This is a genomic window from Photorhabdus sp. RM96S, assembly GCF_042879335.1.
Lineage (GTDB): Bacteria > Pseudomonadota > Gammaproteobacteria > Enterobacterales > Enterobacteriaceae > Photorhabdus > Photorhabdus kayaii.
The window spans coordinates 1-15,723 of the sequence record NZ_JBHFKT010000037.1 but is presented as its reverse complement, the minus strand read 5'-3'; the positions used below and the strand labels follow the sequence as shown (position 1 = coordinate 15,723).

Below are 15,723 nucleotides of genomic sequence, written 5' to 3'. Positions count from 1 at the left end.
TTGATTCTTATTTGTGATTATCAGCAACTATTTAATAAAATTCAGTAATTCAATTCGTTGTTGCTCAAGGCCACTGACCTTACCGCAAACCTCTTTGCCAAAACGCTGGAAATCTTCCTCCTGAGCCCGCCATTCAGCTTTCAAATTATTCTGCAATCCACCCAAACTACCAAGCAAAGATTGTAGTGCCTGATTATTATCACCATTTAGGCTAAATTGCTTATTGCCAATCTCATTAATACTGTCCTGTAACACTCCACCAAGACTTTGCTCAATTAAGCTACGGCTATCTTTTTCAACCTGCTTAATCGCTTGATGGTGGAATGCCATGCCATCAGAGCGAGTTTCAATAATTCGGTTTATTTGCTGATTGAGCCCTGACTCAAGATCAGACAACCGATTACGCACATTGCTATCCTTACCGATAGTATCTACTACGACTTTATCCAAGGATTTACGGGCCGTTATCAGGTGTCTTCCGGTTTCTTGTTTAATCCAAGGCAAATCCTGCCGCAAAGCCTGCTGATAACGTTGTGCTTTCTGACGCTGTTCTGTATTTAAACTTAAGTTCCTACCATCACGAATTACTGAACCATCAGGTGAAATCTGGAGATTGCCACTTGCCCCCACAACTTGAACTGATTGAGAAGTAATAATAATGTCATTCTGTGGATTTACCTGGCATTCATAACCTGCTTGAGTCTGAGCAACAAATAGCAAAGATGCAGCAATGATAATTTTGCGTAACATGTTTTCTCCTAAGAAAATCACCTGAGAGTTAAAAAATGGATCGCCCAACACGATCGGCTAACAATTCTAGGGCAGCGCAACCGGCCAAAGAGTTCCCCGATCGATCCAATTCCGGTGACCAGACAGTAACTGTAAACTCTCCCGGCACGACACACACGATCCCACCACCAACACCCGATTTTCCTGGCATACCAATCCTGAATGCAAATTCACCGGAACCATCATACATACCACAGGTCATCATCAGTGCATTAATCTGCCGGGCCTGACGAGGACTAAGAATCTGCTGCTCAGAACCTATCGTACTCCCCTGATTCGCCAAATAAATGAAACACTTAGCAAGCTCAATACAGTTCATTTTCAAAGCGCAATAATGAAAATAAGTTTGCAGTACCGCGAGCACATCGTTATCGAAATTACCGAAGGATTTCATCAGATAGGCAATCGCTGCATTGCGGTGAGAATGTTCCATTTCAGAACGGGCAACTTTGCTGTCGTAACAAATATCAGGACAACCAGCAAGTTTGCGCACCACTTCCAGCATACGCTGTTTAGGTGCACTCAATCGCGACTGCAACATGTCACATACAATTAATGCACCCGCGTTAATAAAAGGGTTACGAGGTTTGCCTTTTTCCAGTTCCAACTGAACTAGTGAATTAAATGGCTGACCAGAAGGTTCCTGCCCGACTCGCTGCCAGATCTCTTGTTCCTGATAACGTGTCATGGCTAAAGTCAGACTTAATATTTTAGAAATAGATTGAATCGAAAAACGCTTCTCAGCATCTCCTGCATGAAATATCTGCCCATCGATGGTACAGATAGCTATTGCCAGATTATCAGCAGGAACTTCCGCCAGTGCAGGAATATAATTTGCTACTTTCCCTTGGCCAAGCAAGGGACGAACTTGTCGCAAAATATCCGACAATAACGTATTAGAGAACGTTGTACTCACTGATTTTACTCCAGACAGGGGCACCGATTAAAGGTGCCCCTGTTGTGATTCACGCAAGCTATTTTATAGCGATATACCCGTTATCTTTCAAGTTGCCTCTTTGTTGGCTGCGCTCGCTCACCCCGGTCACATCGTTATCTATGCTCCCGGGGATTCACTCCCTTGCCGTCGCGATGCATCTTGAAATCCATAGGGTATAGATTAATCAATCCCACCAAACATCAAACAATTCAGAGGTCATAACATCTTCCATACCGCGATCTTTCAGCCATTTTTCAACCAATTGGCGGTGTTCTTCTGTACACTTACCAATTTTTTGCAAACAGATTAAGCCTTCCCAATTCAGATAACCGCTGGCATCCAATGCTAAGCCATTGGATTCAATCAGCTCATCAATAAATGCATCAACAGTGCTATCGATAACATCTACAGGTGTATTAGATGGGAAATTCCACTTAACAGAAAAACCCAACTCTTTAAATTCATCAATATGCATCTTTTTACGCAAACGACGACTGCGGTTTTTAGCCATTACTTAATCCTCTTAAACATGATGTCCCATACGCCATGCCCCAACCGCTGACCGCGCAATTCAAATTTCGTTATCGGGCGTGAAGATGGACGCGGCACATAATCACCATTTTCGGACAAATTAAGGTAATTATCTACGCCATTCATCACTTCCAACATATGCTCAGCATATGGCTGCCAGTCAGTCGCCATATGGAATACGCCCCCTACTTTCAACTTGCTTTTTATCAGTTCCGCAAATGGTGGCTGTACAATCCTGCGTTTATTATGACGTGCTTTATGCCACGGATCCGGAAAGAAAAGCTGTACCATTTCCAAACTATTATCCGGGATCATGTTTTCCAGCACTTCAATCGCATCATGGCACATCACCCGCAAGTTACCGATATTTTCATCTTCAGCGGAAGCCAGACAAGCACCGACACCAGGTACATGAACTTCAATTCCAAGAAAGTTTTTCTCGGGATTCTGGCTTGCCATAGTGACAAGTGATGCTCCCATACCAAAGCCAATTTCCAGCACAATGGGGGCTTCACGCCCAAAAAGTGCCTTCATATCTAGCTTTTCCGCCTGATATTCAACACCCATTTTTGGCCAGAGATCATCAAGTGCTTGTTGCTGACGATTAGTTAACCGGCCTTGACGACGAACAAAACTCCTAACACGGCGCAATGGCCTGCCATTTTCATCAAATTCCGGCGAAATTACGTTATTTATCATGGTATTTCTGTCAGTTTTAAAGACATTTATTCAGGCAATTATGGCTGCTTTACCGGCAAACCACCTAAAGAGAGCGCATTATCCAAAGATGGGCGATTTTAGCAAGTCCAATAATGACAAGTACAATTTTAATCCCAGATTGCGCAGTGCTGCAAAAACAAAGTTCCGGTTTACAGTGAAGTAACACTATGTTGCAATCCTGTTCACGAAACACTGATATTCCCTAAAGATAATTATCCCAATGATGGAAGCAAAGCAATTCTCCAAAGTGGTACTGGATTGGTACCATAGTTACGGTCGTAAAACCCTGCCCTGGCAACTGGAAAAGACCTCTTACCACGTCTGGCTTTCAGAAGTGATGTTGCAACAAACTCAGGTTGCGACGGTCATTCCCTATTTTCAGCGCTTTATTTCACGTTTTCCCGATGTGACTTTACTTGCCGCAGCCCCCCTTGATGAAGTCCTTCATTTATGGACCGGTCTTGGTTACTACGCCCGCGCTCGTAATTTACATAAAGCAGCACAACAGATTGTGGAGCGGCACCAAGGGAAATTCCCGACAACTTTTGAAGATGTGGTTGCCCTACCCGGTGTTGGTCGTTCAACAGCAGGCGCAATTCTTTCACTTTCTCAAGGTAAACATTTCCCCATTCTTGATGGCAATGTTAAACGGGTATTGGCCCGCTGTTATGCCGTGGAAGGTTGGCCGGGTAAAAAAGAGGTCGAAAGCAGCCTCTGGCAAATCAGCACCAATGTAACGCCAGTACAAGAGGTGGAATATTTTAATCAGGCCATGATGGATTTAGGCGCAATGGTTTGCACTCGCAGCAAGCCGAAATGTGAAATCTGCCCATTAAATCAAGGATGTATCTCTTACGCTAACCATAGCTGGACAAAATATCCCGGTAAAAAACCTAAACAGAGCATTCCTGAGAAAACAGCTTATTTCTTGCTGATACAGAATAATGATTCTGTCTGGCTAGAACAACGCCCACCAACAGGGATCTGGGGTGGTTTGTTTGCGTTTCCTCAGTTTGAGAGCATGGATTTGCTAAACGGCTGGCTAGAACAATCAGGTATTTCTCACAGTAAACATGAACAACTCACCGCATTCCGCCACACATTTAGCCATTTTCATCTAGATATTGTGCCGATAAAAATAAATATCTTATCCTTTACTACCTGCATGGATGAAAATACAGGACTTTGGTATAACTTACAGCAACCCGCAACTGTTGGGCTGGCAGCACCAGTTGAATATCTATTACAGCAACTGAGCTGAATCCCACTCCCACTATTTTGAGGATTTATTATGAGCAGAACTGTTTTTTGTACTTTCTTACAACGTGAAGCCGAAGGACTGGATTTTCAGCTTTATCCCGGCGAATTGGGCAAACGCATTTTCAATGAAATTTCCAAAGAAGCGTGGGGACAATGGATGAGCAAACAAACCATGCTGATCAATGAGAAAAAACTCAACACCATGAACCCGGAAGATCGCAAACTACTTGAACAGGAAATGACCAAATTCCTGTTCGAAGGTCATGATATTCAAATTGATGGATATACCCCACCAGAAAAATAATATTTAGCTTTCATCAGAGCCACTGGCTCTGATGTTGTATTCAACACCAGATGGCAATGTAAGATGAAAAAACTGTTAGCGTTGTTTGTTATTGCCCCAATTCTTATTTCCTGTACCAGCAACAAAAATAGTGAATACCGCGAAGAATATATAAAAGATACCAATGGTTTTGATATTTTGATGGGCCAGTTTGCTCATAACATTGAGAACATTTGGGGGTTGCATGAAGTATTAATTGCAGGCCCAAAGGACTACGTTAAATATACCGATCAATACCGGACCCGCAGCCATATCAATTTTGAAGCTGGAACGATCACGATTGAGACAATTTCTCCAATTGACCCTACAACCTATTTACGCAAGGCCATTATCACGACCTTATTAATGGGTGATGATCCAGGTTCCGTTGATCTTTATTCTGACACTAACGATATTCAGATCAGTAAAGAACCTTTCCTTTACGGACAAGTTATGGACAATAATGGTCAACCGATTCGTTGGGAATGGCGAGCAACACACTTTGCAGATTATCTGATTGCCAACAAATTACAAAAACGCCAATCCGGTTTACATGTCATTTGGTCTGTCACTATACAACTGGTACCAAACCATTTGGACAAACGTGCTCATAAATATCTGCCACTGATTCGTCAAGCTTCCATTAAATATGGCATAGATGAATCCCTAATTTTGGCAATTATGCAAATAGAATCCAGCTTCAACCCTTATGCAGTCAGCCGTTCTGATGCGCTTGGATTGATGCAAGTTGTACAACATACTGCTGGCCGTGATGTCTTTAAAATGAAAGGTAAATCAGGGCAACCAAGCCGTAGTTATCTATTTGATCCAGGAAATAACATCGATGCCGGCACTGCATATTTATCGATATTACAAAACAGTTATCTGGTTGATATCACTAATGCAACATCTCGCCGCTACGCAGTAATAACGGCTTACAACGGTGGTGCCGGTAGTGTATTAAGAGTATTTTCTAGCGATAAGAAAAAAGCGGCTCAAATTATTAATAACATGGCACCGGGTGACGTTTATGAAACCCTGACAACCAAACATCCATCGGCAGAATCACGTCGCTACCTGATGAAAGTCAATACTGCCCAGAAAAACTACCATCATTAACACATTAAAATATTAAGAAAATAACGGAGAGCAAATTTTCTACTCTCCGTTATTATTTTGCTTATATTTCTAGCCAATCGAATAATTTCAAAGCACAAGTCACTATTTCCAAAGAAATCTATTGACGGGCTCTACCGAATACGGTTTAATGCGCCCCGTTGCCCGGATAGCTCAGTCGGTAGAGCAGAGGATTGAAAATCCTCGTGTCGGTGGTTCGATTCCGCCTCCGGGCACCAATTCAAAGCGCGCTTGTTGGGAGATAGAAACTTAACGGGCGTTCGATACTGGGACCTAAGTGCATCGTTACAGTTGACTTAATCTTGCGTCACTTCGATATAAAGTATAAAGGTTCTAGATTCAGGATATCTGAGAGATCAGATGTCCTTTTTTCGTTCGAGCGCAATATTTACAAGTTCTATTGCAACTGTCAAGCCATCCAAACTAAAATCAATGAATTAATTAACACGATGTTGTATGTCGGTTACTCAACTTTCCCCATTGATCAGAAAAAGGTCAATTATGAGGGATTACATCAGTTAAAAAAATTCCCCATCTTGCGACAGGGAATTTGTACAGAAAAAACAAGTCCAGGCAACAGCAAAAATATTTTCGGTTTACCTGATTAATATTTCGCCTTTTTCTGACTCAGCATCGATATAAAGCATTAATTCACGCTCCAACGCACGCCCGGCAGTATCCAGATTGATATCAATATATTCCATCGTCGTGGCAATACTGCGATGCCCCAGTAATCCGCGCACCATTTGCAAATTACGATCAGGCGCTTTCATCAGTTCAGTTGCCAGGGTATGCTGGAAACGGTGTGGACCCACATCAAATCCACACTCTTTTGATAAGCGCCGAAAGAATGATTTTATCGTCTGTAACTGGTCGGTTTCGTTTCCTTTGTCTGTTTTGGCGGTAAAATAGTCCACACAAAACAGGGGATCACTCAATTTTGCCCCAGCAGCCTGAGCACGCTCCAGCAAAATCTCCAGTCGCGGATACAACCATTTCACCACCGGCACCTGATGTTCATAATGGTTCTTACTCCCCTCGGAGCAAAGAATAATCCGACGCTCATGCAGGTCAATATCCCCCAACCGGATATGTAATAACTGATTTTGCCGCATCCCGGTATAACGCAATGTATCCAGTACCGTCAGCCAGTACCAGGTCGGATATAATGCACAGCGGGCACGATGGTTATCCCCTGCCTGTCGCTCCCGCTCTTCAAATTGCCCCATCGTGAGATACAAGGCCGTCAGTTGTTTTTTGGTCAATGTTTTCTTTTTATTTTTGTTCGCATTGACCACCACACCATTAAAGGGGTTTTCCGTTTGGGGCAGTATTTTTTCTTCTATCGCAAAATTAAACACCGCCCGCATATGCGCAATCTTACTGTTCCAGGTCACACCTTTCAGGCCAGACTGATGCAACACATATCTGCGTCACGTCAGGACCTGTTGTCGGGTCACTTGAGCAGGCCGATTGTCCACACCTGCAAACACCTGGAAGGTATTCACCACCTTGCGATAACTTGACTCCGTATCCGGCCGCAATATTTTGGCAAAGAAATACTCATCCAGCAGGTTATCCCAGGTCATACTGTCCATCTCTACTTCCTCACTTCATCAATTTAAAAACCCATTGCGGGGCGCAGAAAATAACATATTATTATTAAAGATGCTTTTTCATGAAATCATGAGAAAAGGGCTATCTTCCGGTACAGAATGGCCACGATAAAGCAACGTGTTTTTGATTAGGTAGCCATGAATACGTTGATAGGAGCCAGCCCGATCAGCCGAATCATAAAGATGACAGCAACAAAAACACTTTCCACCACTGACTCGATGTCGTCCCAACCGCTCAAATGCGGTTTGTACCCGTTTCCATTTTTCGCTAACCTCTTTGCCATCCACCTGCTTCTTCTCACTGAGAAACTGGAAGAAAATGGCCGGCACACTCACAAACACAAAACCACTGACCAGATGTATCCGGGCTTTCGGCGTATTAATGGTCATCACCCCATGCCTTAATCCAGCGGACAGCCAGTCCCAGAATTGCTCTCCAATACAGGATGTCTCAATCGCATTTTCGTTCTGCAATGTTGCCTGAACCGAGTGTTGTGAAGGCACCGGCGTGTCTGGAGGTACGATTTCTGCTTCACTCGCCATAACCTGTTCTGTCACTGTGCCCGCGACATTCATCCCCATTAATGACAATAGCTGTTGCGTGCTCTCATCAACAGACTTCACGGCTGATGAAACAATTTCAGTCATCGGGTTATCTTCCTGCCGTCTCTGAGAAGGCAGAACACTTTCCATTGCGGTTGATAAAGGCGTAGCAGAGACATCAGGATTGCCTGAAACAATAACTTGCGGTAATGCAGCCGTGACAGATAATATTTCTGATATTGTCGGTGCGCCCGCTTTATTCAAAGCTTCTGTCATTATCTGATTGATTGCGTCATCTTCCTTCATATCACCGGATAAAATACAGAACAGCGCAGGCAAGGCATGAGGTACTGACGCCAGCCAGGTCAACGCCTTAGCCGGCAGCAATCGTCCGGCGAGCAACAGCCCGAAATGACAGGCAACCCTCGTCTCCACTGGAGGAGTTTTGAACCGGAAACGATACGGCCCCTGCGGCACAACCAATCCCGGGTACCAGGGTTGGCCTTCATCCAGTTCTCCGTCAAACTGGGCCAAAACAGGTAAAAAATGAAATAACGCAGCGTAAAACACCACCGTGCTCCATATCACACTTTGTTCTGCCTGCGTCTCAGGGGCCACACCCGGCGGTAACATCTGTCCTTTCGCCAGACGTACGGCAAATGCAGTACATTGCAAAGTCACATCTATCAAGCCCCCCAGGTGGGCATAAGACCCCTGCGGTGCCGCCGGAAGTTGTTGCATCAATGCAACACACTCATGTAACGGGGCCAGCCACAATGCCTGATAGTGTGTTTTAGGTAATGCGCTATTGTCCCACAGACACTGTAAACACTGCCGTCGCCGGGAAGTATCCAGCAACAGTCTGGACTCAGACGGCAAAAAGTAGCCTGCTTTGACCGTTTCTGGGATGGCGGTGGGTTGTGGAAGTGACTTTTTTCCTGCGGATGTTCCCGCCAGCAGGATGTTAATTTTTTTCAACACGATTAATCTCCTCTTTTTTCCCCAAAACCCTAATACATCCTCTGACAGGGACAAGGCAAAACTCTTTTCCGGGAATAAAAATTAATCAATGAAAACCGCACGCAATGATTCAAACGTTCCCAATTCCGTCACGGGTAAACGAAGCGTGTATCCGGTTATTTCGTTGAATCAGTCATGATAAGTACAAAAGGCACATGGCGACTCATGCAAGAAAGGATTAAGGGAAATAGAATGTGTCCAGTGCATCTGGGAAGCACTGCCGATTCAGACCAAAACGTGTCAGGGATAAACAAAACAACTTCAATCGATTTATTTCTCATCTCCGTCCTGTTCGGCCCAAGAACCGGACACTCCCCCTCAGAGGAATATTCCCCCAATGGGTAAATCGCCGGCGTCATATCCGCCGGCAGTAGTGTTATCAGACGCTCAGGTAAACCTGAACCTGTTTTTTATGTCAATTCACCCAAGGAATTTCCCTGCGGGATAACATTGTCAGCGCACTAACATCCGTCATATGAAATATTGCCGAGAATGTAGGCCGGCCCGACCACTTTACGGATACCGCCCTCACCTTCCTCACCAAATTCCAGCTCATCAAAGCTGCCAGCTTCCCACTGCCCATTCTGGTACTTGTCGTAACCACAAAAGCCACAGACATCCTCAAAATAATGGGTAATATGGCAGTGATATTGCCTGGATAAAGGCACCATAATTTTTTCATACCATGGCTCCCAGGGTGCTGTATCAAAATCCCCGGTCAGACTACCATCATCATTGTACTTCCAGGCTATTTCATAACCTCGCGGCCGTGCCATATCGTACAATCGGAAATACAACTCATGAGTCGTTTCGTGATCCCTTAACAATCCACCGCAAAATCCATTGATTTCACTCGCAAGACGGGTCGGTATCAGCAGAAACAAGTCACAAGGAACTGTCTCTGTCAGCCTGTCATCAAGATGAGACCACAGCATTTCCGTGTCATGCTCTCCGTTCCAGTCAACCAGACCGAACCAGTCGCAGGACTTTTGGTTAAACAAAGCTATAATGGTTTTCTGCGCTGCCGGGAGCAACGTCTCCCATTTTCGCGCAGCCAGACCACTTTGTTGGTATAGCCTGTCAATCTGTTGGCTGGTGACTTCATCAAGCGCAACATTATCTTTTAACAAGGCCAGCCATTGCTCAAACGCCTGGTTTTCCGGTGAGCCGTCTCCTTTTCCCTGCGCTACCAGCGCCAGATAAAGTGGATAATCTGTCGTTTCAGTGGGTTGCAGAAGACCGGCACAGCCCGCGACAAACAGCTTAATACTTTGATGGATAGCCTGCCCGTAATAGGGAATGACGTCTCCCAATCCCCATTGTTGCAGAGCCTCCAGTTGGTCAGGTTGGCCTGTGATATGCAAACGATTGGCGTAACACTTCGGCATAGTAAAAAATCCTCTTTTTTACCTGAAACAGGGCATACCCTGTGAAGGCTATACCCCCACAGGCAGATGATAAGTTCAGCGATGTGAAAAAAGGCTATCCGGCTTTCGGATAGCCCTATCCGAATTATTTATAGCCGGACAGCCGGTCTCCACAATTTTGTGGCCTGTACATCAGGGCGCCTTCTTTTTCCAAACGCCGCGATAATCCTGCCCGTCATCACCCGGTACAAATCAGGCCGGAAACGCCTGCCATGACGACGGGCGACTTTATTCTTGCGGACAGTTTTTGGGGCTGTTTTGGTCTTAATCTTTTTCATCAGTAACGCTCCGAAATAAAAACGGGCGTTATCCCCTGACGGGAAATAACGCCCGTCAGGGTGAAAATGACTGCCGGCATCCCGGCAATCAGGGATAAAATTGTGTGATAATTTGTGTGGCTGTCAGCGTCACCTTCAGATCACATTTGTCATTCAGTAACCGGTTGAGTGTCAATACGGAGAAACCCAGCTTTTCCGCAAAATCATCTCCGCCCACCGCCTCCCGGGCACGTTCATACCAGCCTTCGTCCTTCTCTGGATGATAACCGCACGCATAAGCGACAAGATGTCTGCCGTTTTGCATCGTACCCATATCAGACATGATATAAATGCCCTGATCCTTGACCAGCAACACGTCACACTGATGGGCTATCGCTTCCCGCAACACGGGCTTCAGGTCTTTAGCCTTAAAAAGTAACATCGTCGTTCTCCTGAGGAGAAACGTTCCCATTGAGGGAACATTTCCCCCAATGGGTTAAATTTTAGTTATGCTGCCAGCCTCTGTACTGGCGAAGACAGGTTCACTGAACGGGTTTTCAGCACAAACTGCTCATCTACCCAGGTGATTGCCTCATCCACCACATCCCGATAATCTCTGACTGTTGGGTTGTTAACATCTTCAATGTCTACATCTGATCGAAAACTCTCTATCACACGATCATTTTTGTATACCACATCAACCCGAAACTGGACGGGTGTCATCAATCCATCGGAGACCGCATCGATATAGTCTTCGAGATACCCTGACTCAAATTCCTCTGCCTCAATATTGTGCAAATCCTGTGGCCCCATTAATACATCGATGTAACCGATAGCGGAGGAAAAACGCCGGATTAAACGGGGTTCAACCTGTAAGTAACGAAGAAATTGACCCAAACGTTCAAAACAATACAGACACGTTTCTGTCAACTGCTTATCCAAATAGTCCATAAAACGTGTCCAGTACTGTTGCGTTTTACTGAACTGTTCCAGCGTGATTTGTTCCTCCTCCGGCAAGTTATCCTGTGCCGTCAGACGGAGAAACTCCTCCGCCGACATATTCAGCAAAACGGCTGTGTCGGGTCTGATAAGGGTATCCACACGACCACTGCTTTCCGGATGGGTATAGGGCATCAGCATCGGATCCTGATAAGCATGAGATATCGCATCCATTCCCCGTATCCATAACGTCAGGATACGCTCACTATTTCTGCATCTGGCCCGGTTTGCCGGATCCTCAGACAAACTGTCCAAAAGATGAGTCATGATGGGCAAAAGTAACTCTTTGGTAAACTTTATATAGGTATTGACGTAATCTCCCTGGCTCTCATGAAACAGATAGAAAATAGCGTCGTCATCCAGCTCCAGCCCCATTCGCTCTGCGAATTGATGCCGAATATAAAAACGTAATAAAGACATAAGGGAAATCTCGTGATTGACGGGGTTCCCCCTGTAGGGGATATCCCCTATCGGGTTAATGTGATGCCACCCAATGGTGACTTTGAATTAAAGATGTGATGTCAGCCAGCCTTGCGCATCACTATTTCGTCTTCAGCTTCCTGACGCTGACGTTTGAACTGCCAGAAGCCTAAATGGTACATTGGCGTCACCATTTGCTGAGACATGACATGAGTGAGTGAATTGCCTACCGTGACCACGGCCGGAACACCCAGCAACGACAGTTGGATATACGTCATCATCGCGGCAACCGGGTCGATATCGACACAAAACGCCAACATCTGCTGCTGAGGATTAAACCCCGCTTCCAGCAGAGTCTGATGCATCGCAATAATCATCCCGCCGGCGCCACAAGCCGGGTCAGACACCGTGATATATTCATGCTCTCCGGATCCCAACTTCGTCAAGCCTTCAGTGAACTGCATTCTGGCCATCATATGGCTGACAGGAAACGGCGTAAAATACTGACCAGCCCGGTCATGACCTAATTCCAGCGCCATGAAAATAGCCCCCAGAAAATCACCGACTGCATACTCCAGCCCCGTAATAACTTCACTCAGCAAACGACTCAGCCGGAATGCATCTTCACGGGAATAACGTTTAACCCGCTGCATATAGTCCGCTTCAAATTCCTCATTTTGCAACAGCGCGTTATACAATGAACAGGCGGCCATATGCACAAAATCACAGAACACCTGCCAGCGGTTTTCATGGGGTGCAATCTGGTTAAACAGTCTGATAAAAGCCTGTTTATGTGGATTCGGTTCCCGGTAAGTTGCCGCTAATGGCAGCGCCACAACGTTATCGTCAGGCGGATCATTATCTTCATCCGCATAACCACGGTCAGACGCCACCGGCGGTAACAACAACCATTCAGAATGTGATGATCTGTCCGGTTCACCAGTATCAGCGGGTTCTGTCACCGGGATCCGAGCATAGTTTAGATACGATGGCTGGCTGGCGAATAACGCCAATGCCTCGCTGGCCTGCCCCAACTCTTCCGGAAACAACCTGCCTTCTGGCTGGTCATGCCGTTCCCAGTGATATATTCGGGCTAAAGCACTGACAGCCATCAGCGGTGTGATACCCTCATCAATATGGCGCTGAACCACCTCATCATATTCCAGCATGGTGTCATTCAGCGGCAAACCATAGTGCTCACTGAGCAACACGGTAGCTATCTGCTGCCACAATTCCACCTGGGTCGGTAACTGCTGTCTCCGGTCTTGCAAATAATCCATGGCACGGCGGGCATCATTAGCCACCTGAAATAACCACCACGGATCTGAACCCAAAGCGTGTTCCCAGGGTACTGTATTATCAGGATAGACCGAGTTACCCCGAACACCGGTTAATGCCGCCACAAACGCCGCGCCCAATGCTGTCACCCATTGTTCCCGAGCTTCATCTAACTCACTTCGGGTTGTCAGGCCAAAGCGGTTTAACCGGGACGGATGGCCAGTGGCATAAACCAGTTGATGCAACAAGTCATGCCAGTATTGTGAATCTTCAACGTAGTCCCGCTGGACAGGCAGCTCAATACGATCATGCCATGGTCGGTAAACGGGCATGATGCCCGATCGATGAACCACCGGGATCCCACTGGCCGTCACCAGTTGCTGAACAGCGGTAAAACCGGGAGCCGGACGGGGAGGTAAAGGACAACCGGGTTGAAGTTCTGTCGGCAGTCCTTCACATTGTTCCAGATTAATGACACGTATCAGCGACATTGAAGGCTGGTAACGGACGATGGTTGTTGGTTTTTCACCGTTGACCACCCATCCGCCTAACGCTCTTAACTCATCACCGGTTAACCAGCGGTTAGATATCAACTGCCGCTGCAACATAGTTTGCCAGAGCAACAGCACATTGATACCGCTAAACGGTTGTCCGGTCAGCGCATGCTGCGGCAAACCGTACTCACTGGCCGCTTGCCAGGGCGCCCATCCACTTTCCAGGCTGTCTGTAAGACGTCGGGTTATTAACCGGCAGATATCATCCGGTAGGTAAGAAAGGGTCATCATCTTTCCTGTCTAAAATTAAGGAAGAGCCCCTTCCACAGGGAGTCGTCTCTCCCCGGGGGATAAATAATTAGCGCATGAAATAATTAGCTATTCTGGCCGGTAACGCGGTCAGCCAGTGATAAACTGCTGACAAGTCAACTTCGTAAGCGTGAAACATCAAACACACGCCTGTCACCAGCGACGTCAATGCTATCCCGGTCAACAGCCAGCGACGACGCTGCCTGAGTTTTTTCTCCTTTAACTGAACCTGTTGATACAGGAACAGCCCCAGCGTCTGCAACTCACTGAACCGGTGAAATTCCTCACGCCGTAAGGCTTCAGAAGCCTCATCGTAACGCTCAAGCTCGGTCGGATGATGGCGAGCAAGAAAACAGCGGTAACCATGATTTCTCAGCGTGTGATAGTGATTGTCGAATTGTGCCTGCAACCACTGATTAAACCGGCTACGGGTTTTTTTGAATATCTCCGGTTCAGTCAGCGCCTGCACTGACAGAGACTGGGACGATTCCCGAATGTATTCTTTAGTCGTCATTGTACTCATAGGGTTAACTCCTGTTGTAAAAAAATGACTGACGGAGTTAACCCTCACGGGTTTCCCCGTCAGGGTGATCAATAAATTAGGCGTCCAACGCAATCAGCAACCGATCAGATTCATGTTTAAGCCGCAGCGCTTGCCATAAGGGGGCCTTCATGTCGCCGTCATGCGGCAAACAGAAAAAACCAAACGTCACCTCACAGACTCCCGGCTTTGCTGCCGACCAGGCTTTGAATGCCTGGTAAATCAGTTGATGAAACCGCTCTGTTTCATATTCTGGCGCAGACGGATAACTTACCATTCGCAGCCAGACTGGCTCTTCAATCGCCACAGCTGGCATCACCGCCCGGGTAACGGCAATCAACGTCTCATTGACCATTATGCGGCCTCATCATAAGCTTTCGACAAACTACGCTGTCTCAGCAGACGCGTGAGCATCTGTTGCGCCGAATCCACCGCTTCCGTTTCGTCGATAAGGTACCGCTCGCCATAAAACGGCTCCGGACTCTCCTCACCGAAATACAGCAACTCCACACCCGGTTTGTAGCTGTGTCTATCTCTGACCACAACCGGTCTCCCGCACGACTTCGCGTCATCAGAAAGTTGCCATTTACCGGCATACACCGTGTGTCTTCGCGCATGAGCTGCTGGTAACCTCACCGGTCTTCGCCGTAACAACCAGGACAGCACATGGTAAAACGACAAAGAAATCCAGCGAATCACGCCCCAAAGCACTGTCACAAAGATCATTAGCATGGTTCGTCTCCTTTTATCCCCATAACAACCGGAAAACCAGTAACAACACACCCAGCGTTAAGATCCCTGCAAATTTAAGCAGCGTTATCACGCTCAAAAGTTTGAAGAGTGCGTCACGATCACGGTAGTCACATTCATCACGGATCAAATCGCGGATGAGGGATTGTTGTTTCGGGGTTAATGTCTCTGAAGCCGGCAGGATTATCGGATCAGAAGGTGAATGAAAAGCAGGCATTAACAGCTCCTGTTACCGGAAACCCGCCCCTGACGGGGACAAGCCCCTGTCTTTCCTACACAAATATTTTAACCTGCCCCCTCGTTATTGAACTTTTTCCTCATAGATTGATCTCAATAACAAACACGACTTGAGGTAATCTTTATGTTTTCAACC

Annotated in this window: 17 protein-coding genes, 1 tRNA gene and 1 pseudogene; 4 read left to right on the top strand and 15 right to left on the bottom strand. The window is 46.4% G+C overall.

What is annotated here, in order from left to right; translation table 11 throughout:
* Positions 1 to 27 precede the first annotated feature (27 nt).
* The 4 genes from ACGF49_RS18935 to trmB form a co-directional block, all read right to left on the bottom strand.
* Entirely contained in the window at positions 28 to 750 is a 723-nt protein-coding gene (locus tag ACGF49_RS18935; RefSeq protein ID WP_271859766.1) for a DUF2884 domain-containing protein, read from the bottom strand.
* A gap of 28 nt (positions 751 to 778) precedes the next feature.
* Entirely contained in the window at positions 779 to 1,705 is a 927-nt protein-coding gene (gene glsB / locus ACGF49_RS18930) for a glutaminase B (protein ID WP_113043273.1), read from the bottom strand.
* Between the two features lie 205 nt (positions 1,706 to 1,910).
* A complete protein-coding gene (locus ACGF49_RS18925) occupies positions 1,911 to 2,237 on the bottom strand; it encodes a YggL family protein (RefSeq protein WP_113043272.1) in 327 nt (108 codons plus the stop codon).
* Positions 2,237 to 2,956, bottom strand: a complete 720-nt coding sequence (trmB, locus tag ACGF49_RS18920; protein WP_387492282.1) for a tRNA (guanosine(46)-N7)-methyltransferase TrmB — start codon at positions 2,954 to 2,956, stop codon at positions 2,237 to 2,239. Before trmB ends, ACGF49_RS18925 begins: the two co-directional genes overlap by 1 nt.
* A gap of 241 nt (positions 2,957 to 3,197) precedes the next feature.
* Between trmB and mutY the strand changes: the two genes are divergently transcribed.
* The 4 genes from mutY (at position 3,198) to ACGF49_RS18900 (ending at position 5,914) form a co-directional block, all read left to right on the top strand.
* Positions 3,198 to 4,238 carry an A/G-specific adenine glycosylase gene (gene mutY, locus ACGF49_RS18915; RefSeq protein ID WP_113043269.1) on the top strand — a complete coding sequence of 347 codons (1,041 nt, stop codon included), beginning with the start codon at positions 3,198 to 3,200 and terminating at the stop codon, positions 4,236 to 4,238.
* A 30-nt stretch (positions 4,239 to 4,268) separates the two neighbouring features.
* Positions 4,269 to 4,541, top strand: a complete 273-nt coding sequence (locus ACGF49_RS18910) for an oxidative damage protection protein (RefSeq protein WP_112896809.1) — start codon at positions 4,269 to 4,271, stop codon at positions 4,539 to 4,541.
* Between the two features lie 63 nt (positions 4,542 to 4,604).
* Positions 4,605 to 5,678, top strand: coding sequence for a membrane-bound lytic murein transglycosylase MltC (mltC, locus tag ACGF49_RS18905; protein WP_112878762.1), 1,074 nt, complete (start codon positions 4,605 to 4,607; stop codon positions 5,676 to 5,678).
* A 160-nt stretch (positions 5,679 to 5,838) separates the two neighbouring features.
* A tRNA-Phe gene (locus tag ACGF49_RS18900) sits at positions 5,839 to 5,914 on the top strand.
* A 378-nt stretch (positions 5,915 to 6,292) separates the two neighbouring features.
* Here ACGF49_RS18900 and ACGF49_RS18895 read toward each other — a convergent pair.
* From ACGF49_RS18895 to ACGF49_RS18845, 11 genes and pseudogenes are all read right to left on the bottom strand, one after another.
* Positions 6,293 to 7,294: pseudogene (locus tag ACGF49_RS18895) on the bottom strand (tyrosine-type recombinase/integrase).
* 78 nt (positions 7,295 to 7,372) lie between these two features.
* Positions 7,373 to 8,836, bottom strand: coding sequence for a conjugal transfer nickase/helicase domain-containing protein (locus ACGF49_RS18890; protein WP_271859767.1), 1,464 nt, complete (start codon positions 8,834 to 8,836; stop codon positions 7,373 to 7,375).
* A gap of 500 nt (positions 8,837 to 9,336) precedes the next feature.
* Positions 9,337 to 10,263, bottom strand: coding sequence for a DUF1281 domain-containing protein (locus ACGF49_RS18885; RefSeq protein ID WP_387492278.1), 927 nt, complete (start codon positions 10,261 to 10,263; stop codon positions 9,337 to 9,339).
* A gap of 128 nt (positions 10,264 to 10,391) precedes the next feature.
* A complete protein-coding gene (locus ACGF49_RS18880; RefSeq protein ID WP_082300852.1) occupies positions 10,392 to 10,580 on the bottom strand; it encodes a hypothetical protein in 189 nt (62 codons plus the stop codon).
* A gap of 88 nt (positions 10,581 to 10,668) precedes the next feature.
* Entirely contained in the window at positions 10,669 to 11,001 is a 333-nt protein-coding gene (locus tag ACGF49_RS18875; RefSeq protein WP_065391120.1) for a DUF3085 domain-containing protein, read from the bottom strand.
* Between the two features lie 65 nt (positions 11,002 to 11,066).
* Positions 11,067 to 11,978 (bottom strand): hypothetical protein, encoded by a 912-nt coding sequence (locus ACGF49_RS18870; RefSeq protein WP_113043267.1) that lies wholly within the window; start codon positions 11,976 to 11,978, stop codon positions 11,067 to 11,069.
* A gap of 101 nt (positions 11,979 to 12,079) precedes the next feature.
* Entirely contained in the window at positions 12,080 to 14,038 is a 1,959-nt protein-coding gene (locus ACGF49_RS18865; protein ID WP_229015708.1) for an ArdC-like ssDNA-binding domain-containing protein, read from the bottom strand.
* Positions 14,039 to 14,108: 70 nt separating this feature from the next.
* A complete protein-coding gene (locus tag ACGF49_RS18860; protein ID WP_113043265.1) occupies positions 14,109 to 14,582 on the bottom strand; it encodes a hypothetical protein in 474 nt (157 codons plus the stop codon).
* Positions 14,583 to 14,658: 76 nt separating this feature from the next.
* On the bottom strand, positions 14,659 to 14,955 hold the full coding sequence (locus tag ACGF49_RS18855; protein WP_113043264.1) for a hypothetical protein: 297 nt from the start codon (positions 14,953 to 14,955) through the stop codon (positions 14,659 to 14,661).
* Positions 14,955 to 15,332 carry a hypothetical protein gene (locus ACGF49_RS18850; RefSeq protein ID WP_113043263.1) on the bottom strand — a complete coding sequence of 126 codons (378 nt, stop codon included), beginning with the start codon at positions 15,330 to 15,332 and terminating at the stop codon, positions 14,955 to 14,957. Before ACGF49_RS18850 ends, ACGF49_RS18855 begins: the two co-directional genes overlap by 1 nt.
* A 13-nt stretch (positions 15,333 to 15,345) precedes the next feature.
* Positions 15,346 to 15,567 carry a hypothetical protein gene (locus ACGF49_RS18845; RefSeq protein ID WP_036776922.1) on the bottom strand — a complete coding sequence of 74 codons (222 nt, stop codon included), beginning with the start codon at positions 15,565 to 15,567 and terminating at the stop codon, positions 15,346 to 15,348.
* Positions 15,568 to 15,723 lie beyond the last annotated feature (156 nt).

Excerpts from the sequence above, each read along its gene's own strand:
- ACGF49_RS18935 (WP_271859766.1), bottom strand. The coding sequence starts at position 750 with ATGTTACGCAAAATTATCATTGCTGCATCTTTGCTATTTGTTGCTCAG.
- ACGF49_RS18925 (WP_113043272.1), bottom strand. The coding sequence starts at position 2,237 with ATGGCTAAAAACCGCAGTCGTCGTTTGCGTAAAAAGATGCATATTGAT.
- trmB (WP_387492282.1), bottom strand. The coding sequence starts at position 2,956 with ATGATAAATAACGTAATTTCGCCGGAATTTGATGAAAATGGCAGGCCA.
- mutY (WP_113043269.1), top strand. The coding sequence starts at position 3,198 with ATGATGGAAGCAAAGCAATTCTCCAAAGTGGTACTGGATTGGTACCAT.
- ACGF49_RS18910 (WP_112896809.1), top strand. The coding sequence starts at position 4,269 with ATGAGCAGAACTGTTTTTTGTACTTTCTTACAACGTGAAGCCGAAGGA.
- mltC (WP_112878762.1), top strand. The coding sequence starts at position 4,605 with ATGAAAAAACTGTTAGCGTTGTTTGTTATTGCCCCAATTCTTATTTCC.
- ACGF49_RS18885 (WP_387492278.1), bottom strand. The coding sequence starts at position 10,263 with ATGCCGAAGTGTTACGCCAATCGTTTGCATATCACAGGCCAACCTGAC.
- ACGF49_RS18880 (WP_082300852.1), bottom strand. The coding sequence starts at position 10,580 with ATGAAAAAGATTAAGACCAAAACAGCCCCAAAAACTGTCCGCAAGAAT.
- ACGF49_RS18875 (WP_065391120.1), bottom strand. The coding sequence starts at position 11,001 with ATGTTACTTTTTAAGGCTAAAGACCTGAAGCCCGTGTTGCGGGAAGCG.
- ACGF49_RS18870 (WP_113043267.1), bottom strand. The coding sequence starts at position 11,978 with ATGTCTTTATTACGTTTTTATATTCGGCATCAATTCGCAGAGCGAATG.
- ACGF49_RS18865 (WP_229015708.1), bottom strand. The coding sequence starts at position 14,038 with ATGACCCTTTCTTACCTACCGGATGATATCTGCCGGTTAATAACCCGA.
- ACGF49_RS18860 (WP_113043265.1), bottom strand. The coding sequence starts at position 14,582 with ATGAGTACAATGACGACTAAAGAATACATTCGGGAATCGTCCCAGTCT.
- ACGF49_RS18855 (WP_113043264.1), bottom strand. The coding sequence starts at position 14,955 with ATGGTCAATGAGACGTTGATTGCCGTTACCCGGGCGGTGATGCCAGCT.
- ACGF49_RS18850 (WP_113043263.1), bottom strand. The coding sequence starts at position 15,332 with ATGCTAATGATCTTTGTGACAGTGCTTTGGGGCGTGATTCGCTGGATT.
- ACGF49_RS18845 (WP_036776922.1), bottom strand. The coding sequence starts at position 15,567 with ATGCCTGCTTTTCATTCACCTTCTGATCCGATAATCCTGCCGGCTTCA.